Source organism: Pseudomonas sp. MEJ108 (assembly GCF_030208985.1).
GTDB classification, from domain to species: domain Bacteria; phylum Pseudomonadota; class Gammaproteobacteria; order Pseudomonadales; family Pseudomonadaceae; genus Aquipseudomonas; species Aquipseudomonas fragariae.
In genome coordinates this window covers 1-23,912 of sequence record NZ_JARVSW010000055.1, presented here as the reverse complement: position 1 = coordinate 23,912, position 23,912 = coordinate 1, and the positions used below count along the sequence as shown (strand labels likewise).

General features: G+C 58.9%; 22 protein-coding genes. 16 read left to right on the top strand and 6 right to left on the bottom strand.

The genetic code is table 11. From position 1 onward, the window contains the following. Nucleotides 1-57: 57 nt before the first annotated feature. Nucleotides 58-1,275 (bottom strand): argininosuccinate synthase, encoded by a 1,218-nt coding sequence (locus QRN50_RS21760; protein ID WP_003363593.1) that lies wholly within the window; start codon nucleotides 1,273-1,275, stop codon nucleotides 58-60. 120 nt (nucleotides 1,276-1,395) lie between these two features. Next, nucleotides 1,396-2,298: a flagellar protein MotY gene (locus QRN50_RS21755; RefSeq protein WP_011268722.1), complete on the bottom strand. Its 903-nt coding sequence runs from the start codon at nucleotides 2,296-2,298 to the stop codon at nucleotides 1,396-1,398. Between the two features lie 149 nt (nucleotides 2,299-2,447). On the opposite strand from QRN50_RS21755, the gene pyrC reads away from it, so the two are divergent. From pyrC to bfr, 4 genes are all read left to right on the top strand, one after another. Continuing rightward, nucleotides 2,448-3,491 carry a dihydroorotase gene (gene pyrC / locus QRN50_RS21750; RefSeq protein ID WP_024642600.1) on the top strand — a complete coding sequence of 348 codons (1,044 nt, stop codon included), beginning with the start codon at nucleotides 2,448-2,450 and terminating at the stop codon, nucleotides 3,489-3,491. After that, nucleotides 3,488-4,165 (top strand): ribonuclease T, encoded by a 678-nt coding sequence (gene rnt / locus QRN50_RS21745; RefSeq protein WP_003412908.1) that lies wholly within the window; start codon nucleotides 3,488-3,490, stop codon nucleotides 4,163-4,165. The genes pyrC and rnt overlap by 4 nt, the downstream gene beginning before the upstream one ends. A 209-nt stretch (nucleotides 4,166-4,374) precedes the next feature. Continuing rightward, nucleotides 4,375-4,593, top strand: coding sequence for a bacterioferritin-associated ferredoxin (locus QRN50_RS21740; protein WP_003350768.1), 219 nt, complete (start codon nucleotides 4,375-4,377; stop codon nucleotides 4,591-4,593). Nucleotides 4,594-4,793: 200 nt separating this feature from the next. After that, entirely contained in the window at nucleotides 4,794-5,264 is a 471-nt protein-coding gene (bfr, locus tag QRN50_RS21735; RefSeq protein ID WP_002554851.1) for a bacterioferritin, read from the top strand. A 126-nt stretch (nucleotides 5,265-5,390) separates the two neighbouring features. On the opposite strand, the gene grxD is transcribed toward bfr, so the two are convergent. The 3 genes from grxD to plzR all read right to left on the bottom strand — a co-directional run bounded on the left by grxD (nucleotide 5,391) and on the right by plzR (nucleotide 8,340). Next, nucleotides 5,391-5,717: a Grx4 family monothiol glutaredoxin gene (gene grxD / locus QRN50_RS21730; RefSeq protein WP_011268724.1), complete on the bottom strand. Its 327-nt coding sequence runs from the start codon at nucleotides 5,715-5,717 to the stop codon at nucleotides 5,391-5,393. Nucleotides 5,718-5,805: 88 nt separating this feature from the next. Further along, a complete protein-coding gene (locus tag QRN50_RS21725) occupies nucleotides 5,806-7,914 on the bottom strand; it encodes a molybdopterin oxidoreductase family protein (protein ID WP_096127408.1) in 2,109 nt (702 codons plus the stop codon). 132 nt (nucleotides 7,915-8,046) lie between these two features. Next, nucleotides 8,047-8,340 carry a PlzR type 4 pili assembly inhibitor gene (plzR, locus tag QRN50_RS21720; protein WP_003405437.1) on the bottom strand — a complete coding sequence of 98 codons (294 nt, stop codon included), beginning with the start codon at nucleotides 8,338-8,340 and terminating at the stop codon, nucleotides 8,047-8,049. A 453-nt stretch (nucleotides 8,341-8,793) separates the two neighbouring features. On the opposite strand from plzR, the gene argF reads away from it, so the two are divergent. Next, nucleotides 8,794-9,714, top strand: coding sequence for an ornithine carbamoyltransferase (gene argF / locus QRN50_RS21715; RefSeq protein ID WP_003405436.1), 921 nt, complete (start codon nucleotides 8,794-8,796; stop codon nucleotides 9,712-9,714). After that, complete coding sequence (locus QRN50_RS21710; protein ID WP_003405435.1) at nucleotides 9,711-10,784, top strand: ABC transporter ATP-binding protein; 1,074 nt, start codon at nucleotides 9,711-9,713, stop codon at nucleotides 10,782-10,784. The genes argF and QRN50_RS21710 overlap by 4 nt, the downstream gene beginning before the upstream one ends. Before the next feature lie 8 nt (nucleotides 10,785-10,792). Here QRN50_RS21710 and ybaK read toward each other — a convergent pair whose 3' ends face one another. Next, on the bottom strand, nucleotides 10,793-11,263 hold the full coding sequence (ybaK, locus tag QRN50_RS21705) for a Cys-tRNA(Pro) deacylase (protein ID WP_096127409.1): 471 nt from the start codon (nucleotides 11,261-11,263) through the stop codon (nucleotides 10,793-10,795). Between the two features lie 341 nt (nucleotides 11,264-11,604). On the opposite strand from ybaK, the gene QRN50_RS21700 reads away from it, so the two are divergent. The 10 genes from QRN50_RS21700 (at nucleotide 11,605) to aauR (ending at nucleotide 23,781) form a co-directional block, all read left to right on the top strand. Further along, nucleotides 11,605-12,462 carry an MIP/aquaporin family protein gene (locus QRN50_RS21700; protein WP_096127410.1) on the top strand — a complete coding sequence of 286 codons (858 nt, stop codon included), beginning with the start codon at nucleotides 11,605-11,607 and terminating at the stop codon, nucleotides 12,460-12,462. A 59-nt stretch (nucleotides 12,463-12,521) separates the two neighbouring features. After that, the gene (gene glpK / locus QRN50_RS21695) at nucleotides 12,522-14,027 is read left to right on the top strand and encodes a glycerol kinase GlpK (protein WP_003405430.1); all 1,506 of its coding nucleotides are present in this window, start codon (nucleotides 12,522-12,524) and stop codon (nucleotides 14,025-14,027) included. 98 nt (nucleotides 14,028-14,125) lie between these two features. After that, nucleotides 14,126-14,881 carry a DeoR/GlpR family transcriptional regulator gene (locus QRN50_RS21690; RefSeq protein WP_003363617.1) on the top strand — a complete coding sequence of 252 codons (756 nt, stop codon included), beginning with the start codon at nucleotides 14,126-14,128 and terminating at the stop codon, nucleotides 14,879-14,881. 520 nt (nucleotides 14,882-15,401) lie between these two features. Next, entirely contained in the window at nucleotides 15,402-16,940 is a 1,539-nt protein-coding gene (glpD, locus tag QRN50_RS21685; RefSeq protein WP_003405428.1) for a glycerol-3-phosphate dehydrogenase, read from the top strand. A 347-nt stretch (nucleotides 16,941-17,287) separates the two neighbouring features. Then, nucleotides 17,288-18,202 (top strand): glutamate/aspartate ABC transporter substrate-binding protein, encoded by a 915-nt coding sequence (locus QRN50_RS21680; RefSeq protein ID WP_024641756.1) that lies wholly within the window; start codon nucleotides 17,288-17,290, stop codon nucleotides 18,200-18,202. Between the two features lie 128 nt (nucleotides 18,203-18,330). Next, complete coding sequence (locus QRN50_RS21675) at nucleotides 18,331-19,077, top strand: amino acid ABC transporter permease (protein ID WP_032656790.1); 747 nt, start codon at nucleotides 18,331-18,333, stop codon at nucleotides 19,075-19,077. Then, complete coding sequence (locus QRN50_RS21670; protein ID WP_002554865.1) at nucleotides 19,078-19,743, top strand: amino acid ABC transporter permease; 666 nt, start codon at nucleotides 19,078-19,080, stop codon at nucleotides 19,741-19,743. It abuts the gene before it with no gap. Continuing rightward, nucleotides 19,740-20,474, top strand: a complete 735-nt coding sequence (locus QRN50_RS21665; RefSeq protein ID WP_024639292.1) for an amino acid ABC transporter ATP-binding protein — start codon at nucleotides 19,740-19,742, stop codon at nucleotides 20,472-20,474. Before QRN50_RS21670 ends, QRN50_RS21665 begins: the two co-directional genes overlap by 4 nt. Before the next feature lie 60 nt (nucleotides 20,475-20,534). Further along, entirely contained in the window at nucleotides 20,535-22,442 is a 1,908-nt protein-coding gene (gene aauS, locus QRN50_RS21660) for a two-component sensor histidine kinase AauS (protein ID WP_011268729.1), read from the top strand. A 10-nt stretch (nucleotides 22,443-22,452) separates the two neighbouring features. Next, the gene (gene aauR, locus QRN50_RS21655; protein ID WP_011268730.1) at nucleotides 22,453-23,781 is read left to right on the top strand and encodes a two-component response regulator AauR; all 1,329 of its coding nucleotides are present in this window, start codon (nucleotides 22,453-22,455) and stop codon (nucleotides 23,779-23,781) included. Nucleotides 23,782-23,912 lie beyond the last annotated feature (131 nt).

The following is a 23,912-nucleotide window of genomic DNA, read 5'->3' as shown; positions in this document are numbered from 1 at the left end:
CGATATTATTTGCAGTGCAGCCCTGAACGGGCTGCACTTGTCGAACAACCTGCTGTATCAGAACAGCTTGCGGCCCTTGTTGGCGGCAATCCGCATGCGCAATGCGTTGAGCTTGATGAAGCCCGCTGCATCGGCCTGATCGTAGGCACCTGCGTCGTCTTCGAACGTGGCAATGTTGGCGTCGAACAGCGAATCATCCGACTTGCGACCGGTGACGATCACATTGCCCTTGTACAACTTCAGACGCACAACGCCGTTCACGTGAACCTGGGACGCGTCGATCATCTGCTGCAACATCAGACGCTCAGGGCTCCACCAGTAACCTGTGTAGATCAGGCTGGCATACTTGGCCATGAGTTCGTCCTTGAGGTGGGCGACTTCGCGGTCCAGGGTGATCGACTCGATGGCACGGTGAGCACGCAGCATGATGGTGCCACCAGGCGTCTCGTAGCAGCCACGGGACTTCATGCCCACATAACGGTTTTCAACGATATCCAGACGGCCGATACCGTTTTCGCCACCGATACGGTTCAGGGTCGCCAGCACAGTGGCCGGGGTCATTTCGACGCCATCCAGGGCAACGATGTCGCCATTGCGATAGGTCAGCTCAAGGTAGGTCGCAACGTTTGGCGCGTCCTCAGGGGACTTGGTCCAGCGCCACATGTCTTCTTCGTGCTCGGTCCAGGTGTCTTCCAGCACGCCGCCTTCATAAGAGATGTGCAGCAGGTTGGCATCCATGGAGTACGGAGATTTCTTCTTGCCGTGACGCTCGATGGGAATGTTGTGCTTCTCGGCATAGTCCATCAGCTTCTCACGCGACAGCAGATCCCATTCGCGCCACGGAGCGATGACCTTGACGCCTGGCTTGAGCGCGTAGGCACCCAGCTCGAAACGTACCTGGTCGTTACCCTTGCCGGTTGCGCCGTGGGAAATGGCGTCAGCGCCGGTTTCGTTGGCGATCTCGATCAGACGTTTGGCGATCAACGGACGGGCGATGGAGGTACCCAGCAGGTACTCGCCTTCATAGACGGTGTTGGCACGGAACATCGGGAAGACAAAATCGCGTACGAACTCTTCGCGCAGGTCATCGATGTAGATTTCTTTCACGCCCATGGCCTGAGCCTTGGCGCGTGCCGGCTCGACTTCTTCACCCTGACCCAGGTCAGCGGTAAAGGTCACCACTTCGCAGTTGTACGTATCTTGCAGCCACTTGAGGATTACCGAAGTATCCAGGCCACCGGAATACGCGAGAACTACCTTGTTTACGTCCGCCATGCCATCACTCCACCGGGTTGTACGGAAAACCGCTGATTCTACCGTTCAAACCAGCAAATTTACAGGGGCGCGACAGCTTGTGACGACAAGGCGACGTCTGACAGATGCTTTTTACAGGCTTTAAGAGGTGTGCGCTGCGCTGGCAGACGCAACCGGCACCGGGCGCTCATCGGGCGCAACACGCTCGAGGTGCACATTCACCCGACGGTTGCGCGCACGATTGGCTTCGTTGGTGTTGGGCGCCAATGGGTAACGTTCGCCGTGAAAGCGCAGGGTGATTTGCTGCTCGGGAACGCCCTGAGCCTTGAAATAATCCATGACCGCCAGCGCGCGACGGCGAGACAGGTCACGGTTGGTCAGGCGATTGCCGCTGTTATCCGAATGACCGTCCAGTTCGATACGGTTCACGGTCGGGTCAGCCTTCAAGTAGGCGACCATGTTATCCAGGCGCGCCTTGGCACGGGCATCCAGTTCGATACCGCCGCCAGGGAAACCCACTTCAGCCTGTTTGATCTGATCGAAGTTCATCGGCAGCAGCTTGGCAGTGCATGCCTGGTAATCGCTGAATGCCTTGCTGAACTTGACCGGCAGCAGACGCACCTCCATCTGGCCGCCGTCCCGGGTGTAATGGCGAATCAGCGGACTGCGCCCGTCCATCAGACCACTGATCAGGCGGCCGGCCTGGGCCTGGGAGGTATTGAAGGGAATATCGCCATTGCTGACGCGCACTGATCCCAGGTTGATATCGCCGCGCCCCGGTTGCCACGGTGCCGCAGCGGCCAGCAATGTCGCGGAGCCGTTGCCGAGCATGTTGTATGAAGCCTTGAGGCGAAACGTCGCCTGCTCACCCGCGCGACGCACGAACTCACCGGCCCCGAAGTCGGTGATCGGTTGAGTCAGGCGGCACTCGAACTGATCGCCTTCGACCTTCCACTCAATGCTCTCCAGACGCGTCTGGAAACTGATAGCCATCGCCGGGAGGCTGGCAAACATGCTGAGCAGGGCTAAATATCGCTGGCGCACGGGAGGCTCCACTGGAAATGAACGCGAAACAGAAAATTACCGACTGACAAGGGAGCTATCGGTAACTTCATGCAAAACTTGATAGCGGATGCCTGAGAGAGTCTTTTCCGGTAGCATTCCCAGCGAGTTTGACCCGCCTGGAATCCCCAATGTCTGACCGCCTGACCCTCCTGCGTCCCGACGACTGGCATATTCACCTCCGTGACGGAGCTGTCTTGCCTCATACCGTTGCTGACGTAGCGCGAACTTTTGGCCGCGCAATCATCATGCCCAACCTCGTGCCTCCGGTACGCAACGCGCAGCAAGCCGATGCCTATCGCCAGCGCATTCTGGCGGCACGTCCGGCCACCAGCCGCTTCGAGCCATTGATGGTGCTGTACCTCACCGACCAGACCACGCCCGACGACATCCGCACCGCCAAGGCCAGTGGCTTCGTGTATGCGGCCAAGCTGTATCCGGCCGGCGCGACCACCAACTCCGATTCCGGTGTCACCAGCATCGACAAGATCTTCCCTGCCCTCGAAGCCATGGCCGACGTCGGCATGCTGCTGCTGGTGCACGGGGAAGTAACACGTGGCGAAATCGATGTGTTCGATCGCGAGAAGGTCTTCATCGATGAGCACCTGCGCCGTGTAGTCGAGCGCTTCCCGACCCTGAAAGTGGTGTTCGAACACATCACCACCGGTGAAGCGGTGCAGTTCGTCAATGAAGCTTCAGCCAATGTCGCGGCGACCATCACCGCGCATCATCTGCTGTACAACCGTAACCACATGCTGGTCGGCGGGATTCGTCCGCACTTCTATTGCCTGCCGATCCTCAAGCGCAATACTCATCAGACAGCCCTGCTCGACGCGGCCACCAGCGGCAGCGGCAAGTTCTTCCTGGGCACCGACTCGGCGCCGCATGCCCAGCATGCCAAGGAAAACGCTTGCGGTTGCGCCGGGTGCTACACCGCCTACGCAGCCATCGAACTGTATGCAGAAGCTTTCGAGCAACGTAACGCCCTGGACAAGCTGGAAGGCTTCGCCAGCCTTCACGGTCCGGCGTTCTACGGCTTGCCCGCCAATCAGGACACCATCACGCTGGTGCGTGACGAGTGGACCGCCCCTGCCAGCCTGCCGTTTGGCGAGTTGACCGTTATCCCGCTGCGCGCAGGTGAAACACTGCGCTGGCGTCTGGAGGAACACGCGTGAGTGAAGATCATTTTGACGACGAACACGAAGGCCACGGCGGTGGCGGCGGTTCCCGTCACCCGATGGCGGCGCGCTTTCGCGGCTACCTGCCAGTGGTCGTCGACGTAGAAACCGGCGGCTTCAATTCAGCCACCGATGCCTTGCTGGAAATCGCTGCGGTGACGATCGGCATGGATGAAAAAGGCTTCGTGTTCCCGGAACACACCTATTTCTTCCGCGTAGAACCGTTCGAGGGTGCCAACATCGAAGCGGCGGCGCTGGAGTTCACCGGCATCAAGCTCGATCATCCGCTGCGCATGGCGGTCAGCGAAGAAACCGCGATGAACGACATCTTCCGCGGTGTGCGCAAGGCCCTCAAGGCCAATGGCTGCAAACGCGCGGTGCTGGTCGGCCACAACGCCAGCTTCGACCTCGGCTTCGTCAATGCCGCCGTCGCACGGATGGACATGAAGCGCAATCCGTTTCACCCGTTCTCCAGCTTCGACACCGCCACCCTCGCCGGCCTGGCCTATGGTCAGACCGTGCTGGCAAAGGCCTGTCAGGCGGCAGGCATCGACTTCGACGGACGCGAGGCGCACTCGGCCCGTTACGACACCGAGAAGACCGCCGAGCTGTTCTGCGGCATCGTCAATCGCTGGAAAGAAATGGGCGGTTGGCAAGATTTCGACGACTGAGGTCGCTACGTCTGTGAATGGACCGGCCTTGCGCCGGTTTTTTCATGTCTCCAGCGGGACAATCCAGAGGGCGGACGAATGATGCGATTCTCGCGAAAGCAACCGCTCATCGCTCGACCTGAATACAACCCAAAACAGTTTTGACAAGCATTCTCATTAACATTAAGCTCCTCGGCACCAAGCAATAAACCAGCGACGGTCCATAGCTTATGTATGTTTGCCTCTGCCAAGGTGTCACCGACGGTCAAATCCGGGATGCAATTCTGGAAGGCTGCTGCAGTTATCGTGAAGTCCGTGAAACACTGGGTGTTGCGAGTAAATGTGGAAAATGCGCCTGCCTGGCAAAGGAAGTGGTGCGTGATACGCTGACCGAGCTGCAAACCAGCCATGCCTTGCTGGCCTATCCGGCAAAATTTTCAGCTGCCTGAATCCCCTCTTTTAAAGAACCGGACACCACGTCCGGTTTTTTTATGTCTGTAATTCAAGCGCTTAGCGTCAAGATGCGGAACTCAAACATTCTTATTCCTATTTAATTTCACTTATTATTCAACAACTTAGGTTTGACAGACGTTTAAGCGCAGCTCACACTCGGCACTTATATACACAAGCCACCGGCAGGACCTCGAACATGAAAGGCGACATTACCGTCATCCAGCATCTCAACAAGATCCTCGGGAACGAGCTGGTCGCTATCAATCAGTATTTCCTGCATGCGCGCATGTACGAAGACTGGGGTCTGAAAAAGCTGGGTGGCCACGAATATAAAGAGTCCATCCATGCGATGAAGTACGCTGACAAGCTGATCAAGCGCACCTTGTTTCTGGAAGGGCTGCCAAACCTGCAGGACCTGGGCAAGATCCTCATCGGTGAGCACACCAAGGAAATGCTGGAGTGCGACCTGAAGATCGAGCAAAAAGGTCTGGCCGATCTGAAAGCCGCGATCGCTCACTTCGAGACCGTCGGTGACTTCGGCAGCCGTGAGCTGCTGGAAGACATCCTTGAGCCCAAGGAAGAGCAAATCGACTGGCTGGAGACTCAGTTGGGTCTGATCGTCAAGGTAGGTATCGAGAACTATCTGCAGTCGCAGATGGGTGACTGATTCCCCCATCGCGCTGCAATGAAAAAGCCCGCCTCAATCGAGAGCGGGCTTTTTCTTGTGTGTAAAACCATGCTGGAGCGCAGGGAACGATAATCTCGACTATCGTGCGACGCTCTGCGCAAGGCTTTACTCAGCCTTGGCGGCGGATGCTTCCTTGACCAACGTCTGCAACGAACCGTCATCCATCATCTCGGTGATGATGTCGCTACCACCGACCAGCTCACCGGCAACCCACAGTTGCGGGAAAGTCGGCCAGTTGGCGTACTTTGGCAGGTTGGCGCGGATTTCAGGGTTTTGCAGAATGTCGACGTAGGCAAACTTTTCGCCACACGCCATCAATGCCTGGGAAGCCTTGGCCGAAAAGCCGCATTGCGGAGCGTTCGGAGCGCCTTTCATGTAAAGCAGAATGGTGTTGTTGGCAATCTGCTCTTTAATCGTTTCGATGATATCCATGGAGCACCTCGGCTGAAATATCCGACTCAGTTGTCGGCACGGTGACACATTGTAACGAAATCCCGAGCATGACGCTCTGTCTTGAGGCTTAACACGCCACGACCTGCACCGGTACGCCGTTCAACGCCGCGTTGCCGGACAGCACGTCGAGTTGCCGTTCGTCGGTCAGGTCATTGGCACTGACGCCGGGCAGGCTCTGCGCGATCGCCATTTTTACCCCTGAACGCGAATGCCCCCAACCGTGCGGCAGGCTGACCACCCCGCGCATCATGTCCAGACTGCCCAGCACCTGAACCTCGATCATCCCGACCCGGGAGCTGACCCGGACCTGCTGGCCGTCACTCAGACCACGGCACGCGAGATCGTCAGGATGCATCAACAGTTGATGCCTGGGTTTGCCCTTCACCAGCCGATGGTAGTTGTGCATCCATGAATTGTTACTGCGCACATGCCTGCGGCCAATCAGCAGCAACTCGCTTGCCTGAGGAGAAGGATCGGCTGCAAAGCGCGCCAGGTCGGCCATGATCACCTCAGGCGCGGCCTGAATGCGGCCATTGGCGGTCTTCAGGCGCTGTGCAAGATTGGCCTTCAACGCCCCCAGATCGAGGCCGTGCGGATGACTGTCCAGGGTTTCCAGTGACAGCTTATGGGACGATGCATCGCCATAGAGGCCTGCACGCAGCCCGCGATCGATCATCTGCGCAGGCGGCAACGTGGGTTTCAGCGCTCGCTCGGCCTTGGCAGCAAAGGCGCCGGCCAGCCCGACGAAGATCTCCCAGTCGTGCAGGGCACCTTCGGGCTTGTCGAAAATGGCCCGATTGAAGCGCGTGACGTTGCGTACTGCCAGGGTATTGAAGGTGGTGTCGTAGTGATCATTTTCCAGTGCCGAGGTGGACGGCAGGATCAAGTCGGCGTGGCGAGTGGTCTCGTTGATGTAAAGATCGATGCTGAGCATGAACTCAAGCCCTTCGAGCGCCTGCTCCAGCTGACGGCCGTTGGGCGTCGACAGAACCGGGTTACCCGCAACGGTCACCAACGCGCGAACCTGCCCTTCCCCGTCCACAAGCATTTCCTCGGCGAGCGCCGAAACCGGCAACTCGCCGCCATACTCTGGCAGGCCGGACACCCTGCTTTGCCACCGATTGAAATGACCGCCGGATGTCGAGCTGACGAGGTCGACGGCGGGCTCCGTACAGAGTGCGCCACCCACACGGTCCAGGTTGCCCGTCACCAGATTGATCAGTTGTGCCAGCCAATGACACAGCGTGCCAAAGGTCTGAGTCGACACGCCCATTCGCCCATAACACACCGCCTTGTCAGCGGCCGCGAAATCCCGTGCCAGTTGCCGGATCTGCTCGGCAGCAATACCGCAGCGCGGGCTCATGGCCTCTGCAGTGAAACCGGCAATGGCCTGGCGAACCTGCTCCAGGCCGTCGACAGGCAAATGGCTCTCGCGGGTCAGCCCCTCCTCGAACAGCGTATTGAGCAGCCCGAACAGCAACGCTGCGTCACCGCCCGGACGTACGAACAGATGCTGGTCAGCGATGGCAGCCGTCTCACTGCGGCGCGGGTCGATGACCACCAGTTTGCCGCCGCGCTGCTGGATCGCTTTCAGACGCTTTTCAACATCCGGAACCGTCATGATGCTGCCATTGGACGCCAACGGATTGCCGCCGAGAATCAGCATGAAGTCGGTGTGATCGATATCCGGAATCGGCAACAGCATGCCGTGGCCATACATCAGGAAACTGCTGAGGTGGTGCGGCAACTGATCGACCGACGTCGCCGAAAAACGATTGCGGGTCTTGAGCAGGCCGAGAAAGTAATTGCTGTGGGTCATCAACCCGAAGTTATGCACGCTGGGGTTGCCCTGATAGACCGCTACCGCGTTCTGCCCATGGCGCTGCTGAATGGCGTAAAGCCGCTCCGCCACCAGATCGAACGCCTGCTGCCAGGCAATTGGCTGCCACTGATCACCGCTGCGCAGCATCGGCTGGCGCAAACGATCAGGGTCATTCTGGATGTCCTGCAACGCAATCGCCTTGGGGCAGATATGACCGCGGCTGAACGTGTCCAGCGGGTCGCCCTTGATCGAGGCAATGCGCGGCGCAGAATCCGCCTCCACGACGGTCTCGATCACAAGACCGCAAATGGCCTCGCACAGGTGGCAGGCTCGGTAGTGTTCAGTCCGGGTCATCACAGCCTCAGATCGTGTCATGGCAATCCGGTTGATTGCCGAACACTCACTATGCTGTCTGCTCATGCCCCGCGCCACTGATGTTCGGCCCGTGAATCGAGGGGCATCAGGCGCGCGGATGAGTTGGCCGAATCAACCGCCGATAGGCGTGACGACCTTGCGCTGTTGCTGGATTTCAGCCACGGTTTCGATCTGTTCCTGCGCCAGGTGGACGCCGGTCAGGTCGCCGATCAGGCGCCAGTGCTCGTCGAGGCCGGAGCTGATGGTGGCCATGCGATCGATCATGCGACGCCCCGCGGTACGCGTGACTTCGTCCTCGCTGCGCAGCAACTCGAAAGACATCGAGGTCATCGACGCTGTCAGATGGGTAAGTGTGCGGGCGGTGAGCCCGAGCAACTCCGTTAATTGATGCTCTTTTGAGTCCATTCCCCCACCCCTTGATCAGTAATGTATCGGCAACGATTTATAACTCACGTCCGGGATTAAAGAAACGGTCCTTGTTTCAAGCCCGTGAAGCGCGTCCCATCAGGCAACGCCCGCGCAGACGTGGACTGTTACAGGATTGGTACTAATTGCCAAGCGCTATTTGGGCAGTGTACAAATGCTGCCTTCGGAAAAAGTGCAGATGGCTGTCAACCTTCTCAGCGTAGCCAGTTTTTGCCCCGTCAACACAGAATAACGGCGTCCCCTCTATCCGGGACGCCAGTAGTACCCATGTTTCAGAAAAACGCATGCTATTGGTAAGACGCGACATTTTTTTATACTATCGCGCCTTTCTTATTCGTCGCCCCGTGCGGCTTCCGCCGCAGGTCTGGCCCGTTTTATCGATAAAAACCGGCTTTGATAACCTGCGGTCTGTTGCAGAAAAGGTAGTTAATCATGAACGCCAGGCACTTTCTCTCGATGATGGATTACACCCCGGATGAACTCTTGGGCTTGATCCGTCGTGGCGTAGAGCTTAAAGACCTGCGAAATCGCGGTGTACTTTTTGAACCGCTGAAGAACCGGGTCTTGGGGATGATTTTCGAGAAATCCTCGACACGTACCCGTCTTTCTTTTGAAGCAGGGATGATTCAGCTCGGTGGCCAGGCCATCTTTTTGTCGCATCGGGACACCCAGCTGGGCCGTGGCGAGCCGATTGCCGACAGTGCAAAAGTGATGTCGCGCATGCTGGATGCGGTCATGATCCGTACTTATGCGCACAGCAATCTGACCGAATTCGCCGCCAATTCACGCGTGCCGGTTATCAACGGCCTGTCCGATGACCTGCACCCGTGCCAGTTGCTCGCCGACATGCAGACCTTCCTGGAGCATCGCGGCTCGATCAAGGGCAAGACCGTTGCCTGGGTCGGCGATGGCAATAACATGTGCAACAGCTATATAGAAGCGGCGATTCAATTCGACTTCCAGTTGCGTGTGGCCTGCCCTGCCGGCTACGAGCCAAACGCCGAGTTCCTGGCACTGGCTGGCGAGCGGGTCACCGTGGTCCGCGATCCGAAAGCCGCAGTTGCCGGCGCCCATCTGGTCAGCACCGATGTGTGGACCTCCATGGGTCAGGAAGAGGAAACCGCCCGGCGCAAGAAGTTGTTCGCGCCGTTTCAGGTCACGCGCGCCCTGCTCGACCTGGCCGACAAGGACGTGCTGTTCATGCACTGCCTGCCTGCCCATCGGGGCGAAGAAATCAGTGTCGACCTGCTGGATGATTCGCGCTCGGTCGCCTGGGATCAGGCAGAAAATCGCCTGCACGCGCAGAAAGCACTGCTGGAGTTTCTCGTCGCGCCGTCCTGCAAGCCCGCATGAACCCGTTGCTGCTGAATCTGCGCAACCTCGCTTGCGGCTATCAGAACCAGCGCGTGGTGCAGGATCTGAACCTGCACCTCAACGCGGGCGATATCGGCTGCCTGCTGGGCTCGTCGGGCTGCGGCAAGACCACCACACTGCGCGCCATTGCCGGTTTCGAACCGATCCATGCGGGTGAGATCACCCTGGCGGGCGAAGTGATCTCCCGGCCGGGCTGGACCCTGCCGCCGGAGAAACGCCACATCGGCATGGTGTTTCAGGATTACGCGCTATTTCCGCACCTGAGTGTCGCCGAAAACATCGCATTCGGCATTCGCAACCACCCGCGCCTGGATCAGGTGATCGCCGAGTTGCTTGAACTGGTCAACCTCGGCGCGCTGGGCAAGCGTTATCCTCACGAGCTGTCCGGTGGGCAGCAACAGCGAGTGGCGCTGGCCAGAGCGTTGGCGCCCGAGCCGCAGCTCCTGCTGCTCGATGAGCCCTTCTCCAACCTGGACGGCGAGTTGCGTCGGCGCCTGAGCCATGAGGTGCGCGATATTCTCAAGGCGCGTGGCACCAGCGCGATTCTGGTGACTCATGACCAGGAAGAGGCTTTTGCCGTCAGCGATCACGTCGGTGTATTCAAAGAAGGGCGCCTGGAACAGTGGGACACGCCCTACAATCTTTATCACGAACCCCGTACGCCGTTCGTTGCCAGCTTCATCGGCCAAGGCTATTTCATTCGCGGGCAGATGATGGACCCGCAATCGGTGCATACCGAACTCGGCGTATTGCGCGGCAACCGGGCATACCCGGGCGTCAGTGGCACCGCCGTGGATGTCTTGTTACGTCCTGACGATATCGTCTACGCGCCGCACAGCGACCTGAAAGCAAGGGTCATCGGTCGAACCTTTCAGGGCGCCTCGACCCTGTATCGCCTGCAACTGTCGACCGGCAGTCAACTGGAAGCCATTTTCCCCAGCCACGCCGACCACGGCCAGGGTGAGGAAGTCGGTATTCGTGTGGCAGCTGACCATCTGGTGCTGTTCCCGGCGCCCGGCAGTGTGGCCGTGCAGACGCTCAATAACTGAGGCGCAGGTCATTCCCTGCCGATCGGGGCAAACCTGGCCTGGGTATGTTCAGCCAGCACCGCTGGCGAAAGCTCGACCTCAAGCCCTCTCCTCCCGGCACTGACGTAAATGCTTGCAAAGCGCTGCGCGGTTTCGTCGATAAAGGTGCGCAGACGCTTCTTCTGGCCCAATGGGCTGATGCCACCCAACAGATAACCCGTCGAGCGTTGCGCCGCCGCAGGGTCGGCCATCTCGGTTTTTTTTGCCCCGGCAGCCTGCGCCAGCGCCTTTAGATCAAGTGTTCCGACGACCGGCACGACGGCGACCAGCAACTCGCCTTTTTCGGTACTGGCCAGCAGCGTCTTGAAAACCTGTGCGGACTCCAGACCCAGCTTTTCCGCTGCCTCCAGACCATATGACGGCGCTTTCGGATCATGTTCATAGCTGTGAATGCGGTGTTCGGCACGATTTTTTTTCAGCAAATCCAGTGCGGGTGTCATGCAGCGCTCCAAAAGGTTCCGAATGCCCGTCACTTTAAGCGAAGTAAAGTGAACATGCCTTGATTCACGCCACCTGCGACACTAATGGCCTTTTGATCACAGCCTGAATTACCCGGTATAAAAGGGCCTTGCGGGGTGCTGGCGACTTTCTGACCGTTCGGTTCCGACCTTTGACAGCGGTGTTTCTTGCCTATATTTTTTCGTTTACGAATATTATCGAAAGCGATTTTTCGGTATAACTCGCAACGGCGATCAGAAATGGGGTTTTTTCTGAGACGCACGAATAACGAGCACCCACACCTGTCTCAGGGTGCCGAGACAAAAACAAAAATGAGGTTTCCATGTCCATCGCACTAAAACAACCGACGCTCACCGGGCAATGTGTGGCTGAATTTCTTGGCACCGCCCTGATGATTTTTTTCGGCACAGGATGCGTTGCAGCGCTCAAGGTCGCGGGAGCCACCTTCGGCCTTTGGGAAATCAGCATCATCTGGGGCATTGCCGTCAGCATGGGGATCTACCTCAGCGCCGGCATTTCAGGTGCCCACCTCAACCCGGCCGTCAGCATCGCGCTGAGTCTGTTCGCCGGTTTTGAAAAACGTAAATTGCCCTTCTATATCTCGGCGCAAATCGCAGGCGCGTTCTGCGGAGCGGGTCTGGTGTACCTGCTGTACATCAGCCTTTTTTTCGACTTCGAACATGCTCACCACATCATTCGCGGCAGCGAGCAGAGTCTTGAGCTGGCCTCGGTGTTCTCGACGTATCCGAACCCGGCCATTTCGGTCGGTCAGGCCTTTCTGGTCGAAGTGGTCATCACCACCATTCTGATGGGTGTGATCATGGCCTTGGGCGATGACAGCAATGGTTTGCCGCGCGGCCCGCTGGCACCCTTGCTGATCGGCCTGCTGGTAGCCGTGATCGGCAGCTCGATGGGCCCGCTGACCGGTTTCGCCATGAACCCGGCGCGCGACTTCGGTCCGAAGCTGATGACCTTCTTCGCTGGCTGGGGTGAAATGGCCTTCACCGGTGGTCGCGACATTCCTTATTTCATGGTTCCGATTTTTGCGCCCATTCTGGGTGCCTGCCTTGGTGCTGCCGGCTACCGCGCGCTGATTGCGCGTCATCTGCCAAGCGCCGCTCCTGTTGAAAATGAAAAAGAGGCTCCTGTGGTTCGCGGCAAAGTTCAGGCTTCATCTTGATTTCACTCAATTTGAATCTCACCCAACTGAATCCCACCCAATAATGCAAGGCAATCGACATGACTGACACACAGAACAAGAACTACATCATTGCTCTTGACCAGGGCACCACCAGCTCGCGCGCCATCATCTTCGACCGCGACGCCAACGTGGTGAGCACTGCCCAAAGCGAATTCGTTCAGCATTACCCGCAGGCAGGCTGGGTCGAACACGACCCGATGGAAATCTTCGCCACTCAGACCGCGTGCATGACCAAGGCGCTGGCGCAGGCCGACCTGCATCACAATCAGATTGCCGCGATCGGTATCACCAATCAGCGTGAAACGACCGTCATCTGGGAACGCGACACCGGCCGCCCGATCTACAACGCCATCGTCTGGCAGTGCCGCCGCAGCACCGAGATCTGCCAGCAGCTCAAGCGCGATGGCCTTGAGGAGTACATCAAGGACACCACAGGCCTGGTGATTGACCCGTACTTCTCCGGCTCCAAGGTCAAGTGGATCCTGGACAACGTCGAAGGCAGCCGTGAGCGCGCCCGCAAAGGCGAGCTGATGTTCGGCACCATCGATACCTGGCTGATCTGGAAATTCACCGGCGGCAAGGTTCACGTCACCGACTACACCAATGCCTCGCGGACCATGCTGTTCAACATCCATACGCTGGAATGGGATCAGCGCATGCTCGACGTGCTGGATATTCCGCGCGAGATGCTGCCTGAGGTCAAAGCCTCCTCCGAAGTTTACGGCCACAGCAAGAGCGGCATCCCGATCGCCGGTATCGCAGGCGACCAGCAGGCGGCGTTGTTCGGCCAGATGTGTGTCGAACCCGGGCAGGCCAAGAACACCTATGGCACTGGCTGCTTCCTGTTGATGAACACCGGCAAGAAAGCCGTGAAATCGGCGCACGGCATGCTCACCACCATCGGCTGCGGTCCGCGTGGCGAAGTGGCCTATGCGCTGGAAGGCGCGGTCTTCAACGGTGGCTCGACGGTGCAGTGGCTGCGCGACGAACTCAAGCTCATCAACGACGCGCTGGACACCGAATACTTCGCCGGCAAGGTCAAGGACAGCAACGGCGTGTACCTGGTGCCGGCGTTCACGGGCCTGGGCGCACCTTACTGGGACCCGTACGCACGAGGCGCATTGTTCGGCCTGACCCGTGGCGTGAAAGTCGATCACATCATTCGTGCAGCGCTGGAATCCATCGCCTATCAGACCCGCGACGTACTCGATGCCATGCAACAGGACTCCGGCGAACGCCTCAAGTCGCTGCGTGTGGACGGTGGTGCCGTGGCCAACAACTTCCTGATGCAGTTCCAGGCAGACATCCTCGGCACCCACGTCGAGCGTCCGCAAATGCGTGAGACCACGGCGCTGGGTGCCGCCTTCCTGGCCGGTCTGGCGATCGGTTTCTGGAGCAGCCTGGACGAGTTGCGCAACAAGGCCGTGATCGAGCGTGTGTTCGAGCCGTCCTGTGAAGAAGCGCATCGCGAAAAACTTTACGCAGGCTGGCAGAAAGCAGTCGCGCGTACTCGCGACTGGGAACCGCACGAAAACGAAGAGTGACAGCGCTGTTGTAAGGAGGGAGCAGGATTCCGGCTGACAGGTCACACTTTCCTGCGGCATGATGGGCGCCATTTGTAGAGGGCGCCCAAGGAAAAACAATGAACCTGCCTCCCCGCCAACAACAGATCCTCGAACTGGTCCGTGACCGTGGCTATGTCAGCATCGAGGAGATGGCGACGCTGTTCGTCGTGACCCCACAAACCATTCGCCGTGATATCAATCAATTGGCGGAAATGAACCTGTTGCGCCGCTACCACGGCGGCGCGGCCTATGACTCCAGCATCGAAAATACCGCCTACGCCATGCGTGCGGACCAGATGCGCGACGAAAAACAACGGATCGCCGAGGCCATCGCCGCGCAGATCCCGGACAACGCCTCGTTGTTCATCAATATCGGTACCACCACCGAATCCATCGCACGTGCGTTGCTCAACCACAACAACCTGAAGATCATCACCAATAACCTGCATGTGGCGTCGATCCTCAGCACCAAGGATGATTTCGAGGTGCTGATAGCAGGCGGTAATGTGCGGCGTGACGGCGGCGTTGTGGGCCAGGGCAGCATCGACTTCATCACCCAGTTCAAAGTGGACTTCGCCCTGGTGGGCATCAGTGGCATCGACGAAGACGGCAGCCTGCTGGATTTCGATTACCAGGAAGTGCGGGTGTCCCAGGCGATCATCGCCAACGCTCGCAAAGTGCTGCTGGCGGCTGACTCCAGCAAGTTCGGGCGCAACGCCATGGTCCGCTTGGGGCCGATTACCCTCATCGATTGCCTGGTCACCGACCAGCCACCGGTGCCCGCACTGCAGCAGTTGCTGAATCAGCACAAGATTCGTCTGGAAGTGGTGTGATTGTCAGGCGCGAGCGGTGTTCGCGCGGCGGTCCGCAGTGCTCATGAAGACGGTGCATCGAGCGCCCCATTTTCTGGAGTCTGTACCGGCCTCTTCGCGAGCAAGCTCGCTCCCACAAGACTTGTGTATGTATGGCGCAGCGCGCATCTGTGACGCGGAGCGGCACCCAAGGCATTTCCACGCTGGAGCGTGAGGAACGATAGCCGCCCGTAAGAACACTATCGTGCCCATGCTCCGCGTGGGTATGCCGTTCTGGACGCTCTGCGTCCTCTCCTGCTTCAGCGGTGCAACGCAGACCTGTGAGCCAGAGCAATTCAGTGCAGGCTGTGCACCGATCCTCCCTGTGCTAATTCCCGCCCTACAATGTTCACATTTGTTCTTTTCTTTACTTCATCATCAGTATTTTCAATCGATACGTGCTGGCAACGGTCATTTTATTGAGCTATGATTTTCGGAAATGAACATTAATGTTCAGATTCGCCTTTCGAGCACTGCTCACGAATTGTCCAGGAGGCCACCAATGCCCCACACCAACGTGCCAACCCCGCCCCTCTCAGAGGTTTACGACATTGCCGTTATTGGCGGTGGCATCAACGGTGTCGGCATTGCAGCGGATGCCGCAGGTCGCGGCCTTTCGGTTTTTCTGTGCGAAAAGGACGACCTGGCCAGCCACACGTCCTCGGCCAGCAGCAAGCTGATCCATGGTGGCTTGCGCTATCTGGAGCATTACGAGTTCCGCCTGGTGCGTGAAGCCCTGGCAGAACGCGAAGTGCTGCTTGCCAAAGCGCCGCACATCGTCAAGCCAATGCGTTTTGTGCTGCCTCATCGTCCGCACCTGCGTCCGGCCTGGATGATTCGCGCCGGGATGTTCCTGTACGACAACCTCGGCAAGCGCGAAAAGCTGCCGGCATCGCGAACCATTCATTTCGGTGCGGACAGCCCGCTCAACCCGAGCATCACCCGCGGTTTCGAATATTCCGACTGCTGGGTCGACGACGCGCGTCTGGTCGTGCTCAACGCCATGTCCGCTCGTGAAAACGGTGCGCACATTCATACTCAGACTCGCTGTGTCAGCGCCCGCCGTATCAAGGGCATGTGGCATCTGCATCTGGAGCGCAGCGACGGCAGCCTGTTTTCGATCCATGCCAAGGCATTGGTCAATGCGGCAGGCCCGTGGGTGGCCAAGTTCATCCGTGAAGACCTCAAGCTCGACTCGGCTTACGGCATCCGCCTGATTCAGGGCAGCCACCTGATCGTGCCGAAACTGTACGAAGGTGAGCACGCGTTCATTCTGCAGAACGAAGACAAGCGCATCGTGTTCACGATTCCGTACCTGGAGCACTTCACTATCGTCGGCACCACCGACCGTGAGTATCAGGGCGATCCGAACAAGGTGGATATCACTGAAGGCGAGATGGATTACGTGCTGAAAGTGGCCAACGACCACTTCAAGAAACAGTTGAGTCGCGCAGACGTGCTCCACACGTTCTCTGGCGTGCGCCCGCTGTGCAACGACGAGTCCGATAATCCGTCTGCCATCACCCGTGATTACACGCTTTCGTTGTCAGGCGGCGCTGACGAAGCGCCGATTCTGTCGGTGTTCGGCGGCAAGCTGACCACGTACCGCAAACTGGCCGAGTCAGCGATGGCGCAGTTGGCACCGTTCTTCAAACAGATGAAACCGAGCTGGACGGCCAAGGCTGCCCTGCCGGGTGGCGAAGACATGACCACCGCCGAAGCGCTGGCAACAGAAATGACCCGCCGCTGCAGCTGGCTGCCAGCCCCTATCGCCAAACGCTGGTCGATCACCTACGGCAGCCGCAGCTGGCGCTTGCTGGAGGGCGCGCAAAGCCTGGAAGACCTTGGTCAGCATCTGGGGGCAGGCCTATATACCCGCGAGGTCGATTACCTGTGCGACCAGGAATGGGCCACCAGCATCGAAGACATCCTTTGGCGCCGCACCAAGCTTGGTCTGTTCACGACGCCTGAGGAACAGGCTGCCGTGAGCAGCTACCTGGAAACAGTCGTGCGCAACAAAGCCTCTTTCGAAGCGGCCTGATCATCCGCCTGCAACCTGTTCACCCCTAGCGGGGTGAACAGGCTTCTCTACTTGCTGCCCTCTTCCTGCACAACCCCTTCCATTCGGTTTTCCGAACAATCGACCCCGCCTTATTCGGCTTCCCGGACGCATTGATCCGTAACACCAGAGCCAATATAAAGAAATCCCTTTAAATTCAGCATGTTGACTTCTTAAAAAAGCTTGGCACGACTCATGCTCTACATTCTGAACCGAGCGTTTCGACAAGGGCGTGTGTCTGGATGTGGACGCCGTTGAAGCATTCGCCAAGAAGCGGGCCGACTCTGATGGCGGCCCCATCAATAAAAAATGAAATCAAGGACTCACCCATGCGCATCGTTCCCCACCTGTTGGGCGCAGCAATCACTGCCGCTCTGATCAGCACGCCGGTTTTCGCCGCCGAACTCACCGGCACTCTGAAGAAGATCAAGGAATCCGGCACCATCACGCTGGGCCATCGTGACGCCTCCATTCCGTTTTCCTACACAGCGGATGCTTCAGGCGTACCTGTGGGCTACTCCCATGACATCCAGCTGAAAATCGTCGAAGCCATCAAGAAAGACCTCGACATGCCTGACCTCAAGGTCAAGTACAACCTGGTGACTTCGCAGACCCGTATCCCGCTGGTTCAGAACGGCACCGTCGATGTGGAATGTGGCTCGACCACCAACAATGTCGAGCGTCAGCAGCAGGTCGATTTCTCCATCGGCATCTTTGAAGTCGGCACACGCCTGCTGTCGAAAAAGGACTCCAGCTACAAGGATTTCGATGACCTGAAAGGCAAGAACGTCGTCACCACGGCCGGCACTACTTCCGAGCGCATCCTCAAGGCGATGAACGCTGACAAGCAGATGGGCATGAACGTGATCTCCGCCAAAGACCACGGTGAATCCTTCCAGATGCTCGAGTCCGGCCGTGCCGTCGCGTTCATGATGGACGACGCGCTGCTGGCAGGCGAAATGGCCAAGGCCAAGAAGCCGGACGACTGGGCAGTGACCGGCACTGCACAATCCTACGAAATATACGGCTGCATGGTTCGCAAGGGTGACGCCCCGTTCAAGAAGGCCGTGGATGACGCCATTGTCGCCACCTACAAGTCTGGCGAAATCAATGCCATCTACAGCAAGTGGTTCATGTCGAAAGTCCCGCCTAAAGGGCTGAACCTGAATTTCCCGATGAGCGACAAGCTCAAGGAGCTGATTCAGAACCCGACCGACAAAGCGGCTGACGACAAAAAAGCCTGAATGACCGGTTCGGCCAGTCCGAACTGACGGTATCCCGGGCGGGCACTGCCTGGCCGGGATCGCCTCGTCACTCCTGACTGACGACAGTGCGTGCATTTCGATAGCAATAAAAAGAGGGGGAGACCCTGATGAATTACAACTGGGACTGGGGCGTATTCTTCAAGTCCACCGGCGTCGGCAGCGAGACCTATCTGGACTGGTTCATCTCCGGGCTGGGCTGGACCATCGCCATTGCTGTAGTTGCCTGGATCATTGCCCTGATACTGGGTTCGGTGCTGGGCGTCATGCGCACCGTGCCAAACCGTCTGGTGTCGGGCATCGCCACGGTATACGTGGAAATCTTCCGTAATGTGCCACTGCTGGTGCAGCTGTTCATCTGGTACTTCCTGGTGCCCGACCTGCTGCCGGAAAACCTGCAGGAGTGGTACAAGCAAGACCTGAACCCGACCACCTCCGCGTTCCTCAGCGTAGTGGTCTGCCTTGGCCTGTTCACCGCTGCACGGGTCTGCGAACAGGTGCGTACCGGCATTGAAGCACTGCCGAAGGGCCAGGAATCGGCCGCACGCGCCATGGGCTTCAAGCTGCCACAGATCTACTGGAACGTGCTGTTGCCGCAGGCTTACCGGATCATCATTCCGCCGCTCACCTCCGAATTCCTGAACGTGTTCAAGAACTCATCGGTAGCGTCGCTGATCGGCCTGATGGAGTTGCTCGCACAGACCAAACAGACCGCCGAGTTCTCTGCCAACCTGTTCGAGGCCTTCACCCTCGCGACGCTCATCTACTTCACGCTGAACATGAGCCTGATGCTGCTGATGCGTGCGATCGAGAAGAAAGTCGCCGTACCGGGACTCATCTCACTGGGGGGCAAATAAATGGACTTCACTGGAATCGTTCCGGCCATTCCCGGTCTGTGGAACGGCATGGTCATGACCCTCAAGCTGATGGCGATGGGTGTCGTCGGCGGCCTGGTGCTTGGCACGCTGCTGGCGCTGATGCGCCTGTCGTCGAACAAGCTGCTGGCCAATGTGGCCGGCGCCTACGTGAACTACTTTCGTTCGATCCCGCTGCTGCTGGTGATCACCTGGTTCTATCTGGCCGTGCCGTTCGTGCTGCGCTGGATTACCGGTGAGGACACGCCCATCGGTGCGTTCGCCTCCTGCGTCGTGGCCTTCATGATGTTCGAAGCCGCGTACTTCTGCGAAATCGTCCGTGCCGGTGTGCAGTCGATCTCCAAGGGACAAATGGGCGCCGCTCAGGCGCTGGGCATGAACTACTCGCAAATGATGCGACTGATCATCCTGCCCCAGGCGTTTCGCAAGATGACCCCGCTGCTGCTGCAACAGAGCATCATTCTGTTTCAGGACACCTCCCTGGTTTACACCGTCGGCCTCGTCGATTTTCTCAACGCATCGCGCTCAAGTGGCGACATCATCGGGCGCGCCAACGAGTTCCTGATCATTGCCGGTCTGGTGTATTTCACGATCAGCTTTGCCGCCTCGCTGCTGGTGAAGCGTCTGCAAAAAAGGTTTGCCGTATGATTTCCATCAAAAACGTCAACAAGTGGTATGGGGACTTCCAGGTACTGACCGATTGCAGCACCGAGGTCAGCAAGGGTGAAGTGGTGGTGGTGTGCGGCCCGTCCGGCTCCGGCAAATCGACCCTGATCAAATGCGTGAACGCGCTGGAGCCGTTTCAGAAAGGCGAGATCGTCGTCGACGGCACATCGATCTCCGACTCGAAGACCAACCTGCCGAAACTGCGCTCGCGGGTCGGCATGGTGTTTCAGCACTTCGAACTGTTTCCGCACCTGAGCATTGTCGAAAATCTGACCATCGCGCAGATCAAGGTACTGGGCCGCAGCAAGGCCGAAGCCACCGAGAAGGGTCTGAAGCTGCTGGACCGCGTCGGTCTTTCCGAGCATGCGCACAAGCATCCCGGCCAGCTTTCCGGTGGGCAGCAACAGCGTGTCGCCATCGCGCGCGCGCTGGCGATGGACCCGGTGGTCATGCTGTTCGACGAGCCCACGTCCGCACTTGACCCGGAAATGGTCAATGAAGTGCTCGATGTGATGGTGCAACTGGCCCAGGAAGGCATGACCATGATGTGCGTGACCCACGAAATGGGCTTCGCGCGCAAAGTCGCCAACCGGGTGATTTTCATGGACAAGGGGCAGATCGTCGAAGACTGCGCCAAGGAAGAGTTTTTCGGTGACGTGAGCGCACGCTCGGAACGCGCCCAGCAATTCCTCGCCAAGATTCTTCAGCACTAGGCAATAGCTTGACGGCTGTCCGCCTATCAGCGGGCAGCTGTTCGGTCCAGGACGACTGTGATGAAATGCGACCCCACTCTTTATCGCGCCGCCCCGCCATCACTCGCCGTGAAACCCCGTCTGATCCGTCAACTGTTTCTGCCGCCGCTGATTCTCATGCTGATGATCGGGCTGGGCTATATCGCCTATCTGGTCAGTGAACACAGCGGCATCAAGAGCCTGCGCGAAACCGGCGAACGCCAGCTCGAGCTGCACGCGCGCACGGTCGAGAGCGAAATCAGCAAATACACCTACCTGCCCAGCGTGCTGGAGCTCGAATCCAGCGTGTCGCAGTTGCTGAACGAACCGGGACCCGAGCTTCAGCAGCAGGTCAACCGCTACCTCGAAGGGCTGAATCGACGCAGTCGCAGCCGCGCCATTTATGTAATGGATACCACCGGGCGCGTGCTGGCCACCAGCAACTGGCGTGACGCTGACAGTTATCAGGGTGAAGACCTGTCTTTCCGTGCCTACTTTCAGGACGCGGTGCGCGGCCTGCCCGGGCGCTTTTACGGCATCGGCACCACCACCGGAGAGTCGGGCTATTACCTGGCGCACGGGCTGGAAGACAAAGGCCGCATTATCGGCGTTGCGGTGATCAAGGTGCGCCTCGAAGCACTCGAAGAACGCTGGCAGCGGGCACGGCTGGAGGCGTTTGTCAGCGACGAGAATGGCATCATCATCCTCTCCAGCGACCCGGCCCGGCGTCTGAAATCAGTGCGCCCGCTCACGGCTGAGGTCAAGGAGCGCCTGGCTCGCAGCCTGCAATATTACTGGTGGCCGCTCAACGAACTGGTGCCACTGGAACGGGAAACCTTGTCCGAGGGCGTCGAGACACTGGTTTTCCCCGCCAACATCAGTGTCGACCGCGAACACAAAAAGGTCAGTTATCTGGCCCAGAGCCGCCCGCTGAGTGACACCGCCTGGCACCTGACACTGCTTACCCCGCTGGAGAATCTGCGCCGTGAAGCGGCCAATCAGGGCATGCTGGTCGCCGTGGCTTGCGCGCTGGTGACCTTTCTGCTGATCGCCTGGAACGAGCGGCGCAAGGTCATCTCGACCCGGCTTGCGGCCAGGGAAGCGCTGCAGGCTGCCAACAACGAGCTGGAACGCAAGATCGCCGAACGTACCGAACACCTGCGGGCCAGCAACGAACGCCTCAAGGCGCAGATTCGTGAACGAAGGCAGGCTGAGGACACCTTGCGCAAGGCGCAGGACGAGCTGGTACAGGCCGGAAAGCTGGCAGCCATCGGCCAGATGTCGACCAGCATCGCGCATGAACTGAACCAGCCTCTGGCTGCACTGCGCACCTTGTCCGGCAACACCGTGCGCTTTCTGGAACGAGGTGCGCTGGACACCGCGAGCACCAACCTGCGTACCATCAATGATCTGGTCGATCGCATGGGCCGCATCACCGCCAGCCTGCGCGCATTCGCCAGACGCGGCGACGATCAGGGCCAGGCGCAACTGAGCAAGGCTGTCGATGCGGCGATGCAATTGCTGGGCGTGCGCGTGGAGCAGTCCGGCCTGACGCTGCATCGAGACTTCGTCGACGCCACCCTGACCATCGACCAGACCCGCCTGGAACAGATTCTGGTCAACCTGATCGGCAACGCACTGGACGCCATGTTCGACCTGCAGCAACCGGAGTTATGGCTCACCGGATCGGTTATCGACGGCCGATACCGTCTGCGGGTACGTGATAACGGGCACGGCGTCGATGCCGACGCGCGCAAGCATCTGTTTGAACCTTTTTTCACCACCAAACCGGGCGAACAAGGCCTGGGGCTGGGCCTGACACTGTCGGCGAGCCTTGCCGCCGCAGCCGGGGGCAGCCTGAGCGCAGAGCATCCGCAGGACGGCGGTACGACGTTTGTCCTGAGCCTGCCGTTCATCCCCGATGCCCGCCACCCGGACAGCCCGACATGAGACGACACCCATGAGCATAAACAGCGACCTGACCGTCCTGATCGTCGAAGACGATCCGCATGTATTGCTCGGCTGCCAGCAGGCCCTCGCGCTGGAAGACATCGCCAGCGAGGGCGTTTCGAGCGCCGAAGAGGCCTTGAAACGTATTGATGACAACTTCGCCGGTATCGTCATCAGCGATATTCGCTTGCCGGGTATCGACGGGCTGGAGTTGCTGAGCCGTCTCAAGGCACGTGACAGCAGCCTGCCGGTGGTGCTCATCACCGGCCATGGCGACATCACCATGGCCGTCAACGCAATGCGCGATGGCGCTTACGATTTCATGGAGAAACCCTTTTCGCCTGAGCGTCTGGTCGACGTCACCCGGCGCGCACTGGAGCAACGCGGCCTGGCCCGTGAAGTGTGGGCCTTGCGCAAGCAACTGGCCGAACGCGATTCGCTGGAAGGCCGGATCATCGGCCGCTCCCCGGCCATGCAAAACCTGCGTGCGTTGATTGCCAACGTCGCCGACACCTCGGCCAACGTACTGATCGAAGGTGAAACCGGCACGGGCAAGGAACTGGTCGCGCGCTGCCTGCACGATTTCAGTCGGCGCAAGGACAGCCAGTTCGTGGCGCTCAACTGTGGCGGGCTGGCGGAAAGCCTGTTCGAGTCGGAAATCTTCGGCCATGAAGCCAACGCCTTTACCGGCGCGGGCAAGCGGCGCATCGGCAAGATCGAACACGCGCACAACGGCACGCTGTTTCTCGATGAAGTGGAAAGCATGCCGGTCAATCTGCAGATCAAGCTGCTGCGCGTCCTGCAGGAGCGAACCCTCGAGCGGCTGGGTTCCAACCAGAGCGTCGCCGTGGATTGCCGGGTCATAGCGGCGACCAAATCCGATTTGAATGCCTTGGGCAAAACCAATCAGTTCCGCAGCGACCTGTATTACCGCCTCAACGTCGTCACACTTGAACTGCCACCCTTGCGTGAGCGCCGCGAAGACATTCTGCAGTTGTTCGAACACTTCCTGCAGTTGTCGTCGTTACGCTTCGACCGCGAACCGCCCGTGCTGGATCGGCAAACCAGCTCGAACCTGATGAGCCATGACTGGCCGGGCAATGTACGCGAACTGCGCAACGTGGCCGAGCGGTTTGCCTTGGGTCTGCCAGCGTTCAAGCAGTCAGGCACGGTCAGTGAAAACCAGAGTCTGGGGTTTGCCGAAGCGGTCGAAGCCTTCGAACGCTCATTGCTCGGCGACGCCTTGCAACGCAGCGGCGGCAACCTCAGCCAGGCCAGTCAGGAACTGGGCATGGCCAAGACCACACTGTTCGACAAGGTCAAGAAATACGGGCTTTGAGCACTGCGCCCGATCTGGAGCATGCGGCGTAGCGCAGATCTGTGACGCAGAGCGTCACCCACTGCATTCCCACGCTGTGGACTGCCCCCCGAAAGTTGGACAGTTTTAGCTCGCCGCCTGAGCCCTGTATT

Bases quoted from the DNA above. Each gene is read 5' to 3' on its own strand.
- QRN50_RS21760 (WP_003363593.1), bottom strand. From the start codon at position 1,275: ATGGCGGACGTAAACAAGGTAGTTCTCGCGTATTCCGGTGGCCTGGAT.
- pyrC (WP_024642600.1), top strand. From the start codon at position 2,448: ATGTCTGACCGCCTGACCCTCCTGCGTCCCGACGACTGGCATATTCAC.
- QRN50_RS21740 (WP_003350768.1), top strand. From the start codon at position 4,375: ATGTATGTTTGCCTCTGCCAAGGTGTCACCGACGGTCAAATCCGGGAT.
- bfr (WP_002554851.1), top strand. From the start codon at position 4,794: ATGAAAGGCGACATTACCGTCATCCAGCATCTCAACAAGATCCTCGGG.
- grxD (WP_011268724.1), bottom strand. From the start codon at position 5,717: ATGGATATCATCGAAACGATTAAAGAGCAGATTGCCAACAACACCATT.
- QRN50_RS21725 (WP_096127408.1), bottom strand. From the start codon at position 7,914: ATGACCCGGACTGAACACTACCGAGCCTGCCACCTGTGCGAGGCCATT.
- plzR (WP_003405437.1), bottom strand. From the start codon at position 8,340: ATGGACTCAAAAGAGCATCAATTAACGGAGTTGCTCGGGCTCACCGCC.
- argF (WP_003405436.1), top strand. From the start codon at position 8,794: ATGAACGCCAGGCACTTTCTCTCGATGATGGATTACACCCCGGATGAA.
- QRN50_RS21710 (WP_003405435.1), top strand. From the start codon at position 9,711: ATGAACCCGTTGCTGCTGAATCTGCGCAACCTCGCTTGCGGCTATCAG.
- ybaK (WP_096127409.1), bottom strand. From the start codon at position 11,263: ATGACACCCGCACTGGATTTGCTGAAAAAAAATCGTGCCGAACACCGC.
- QRN50_RS21700 (WP_096127410.1), top strand. From the start codon at position 11,605: ATGTCCATCGCACTAAAACAACCGACGCTCACCGGGCAATGTGTGGCT.
- glpK (WP_003405430.1), top strand. From the start codon at position 12,522: ATGACTGACACACAGAACAAGAACTACATCATTGCTCTTGACCAGGGC.
- QRN50_RS21690 (WP_003363617.1), top strand. From the start codon at position 14,126: ATGAACCTGCCTCCCCGCCAACAACAGATCCTCGAACTGGTCCGTGAC.
- glpD (WP_003405428.1), top strand. From the start codon at position 15,402: ATGCCCCACACCAACGTGCCAACCCCGCCCCTCTCAGAGGTTTACGAC.
- QRN50_RS21680 (WP_024641756.1), top strand. From the start codon at position 17,288: ATGCGCATCGTTCCCCACCTGTTGGGCGCAGCAATCACTGCCGCTCTG.
- QRN50_RS21675 (WP_032656790.1), top strand. From the start codon at position 18,331: ATGAATTACAACTGGGACTGGGGCGTATTCTTCAAGTCCACCGGCGTC.
- QRN50_RS21670 (WP_002554865.1), top strand. From the start codon at position 19,078: ATGGACTTCACTGGAATCGTTCCGGCCATTCCCGGTCTGTGGAACGGC.
- QRN50_RS21665 (WP_024639292.1), top strand. From the start codon at position 19,740: ATGATTTCCATCAAAAACGTCAACAAGTGGTATGGGGACTTCCAGGTA.
- aauS (WP_011268729.1), top strand. From the start codon at position 20,535: ATGAAATGCGACCCCACTCTTTATCGCGCCGCCCCGCCATCACTCGCC.
- aauR (WP_011268730.1), top strand. From the start codon at position 22,453: ATGAGCATAAACAGCGACCTGACCGTCCTGATCGTCGAAGACGATCCG.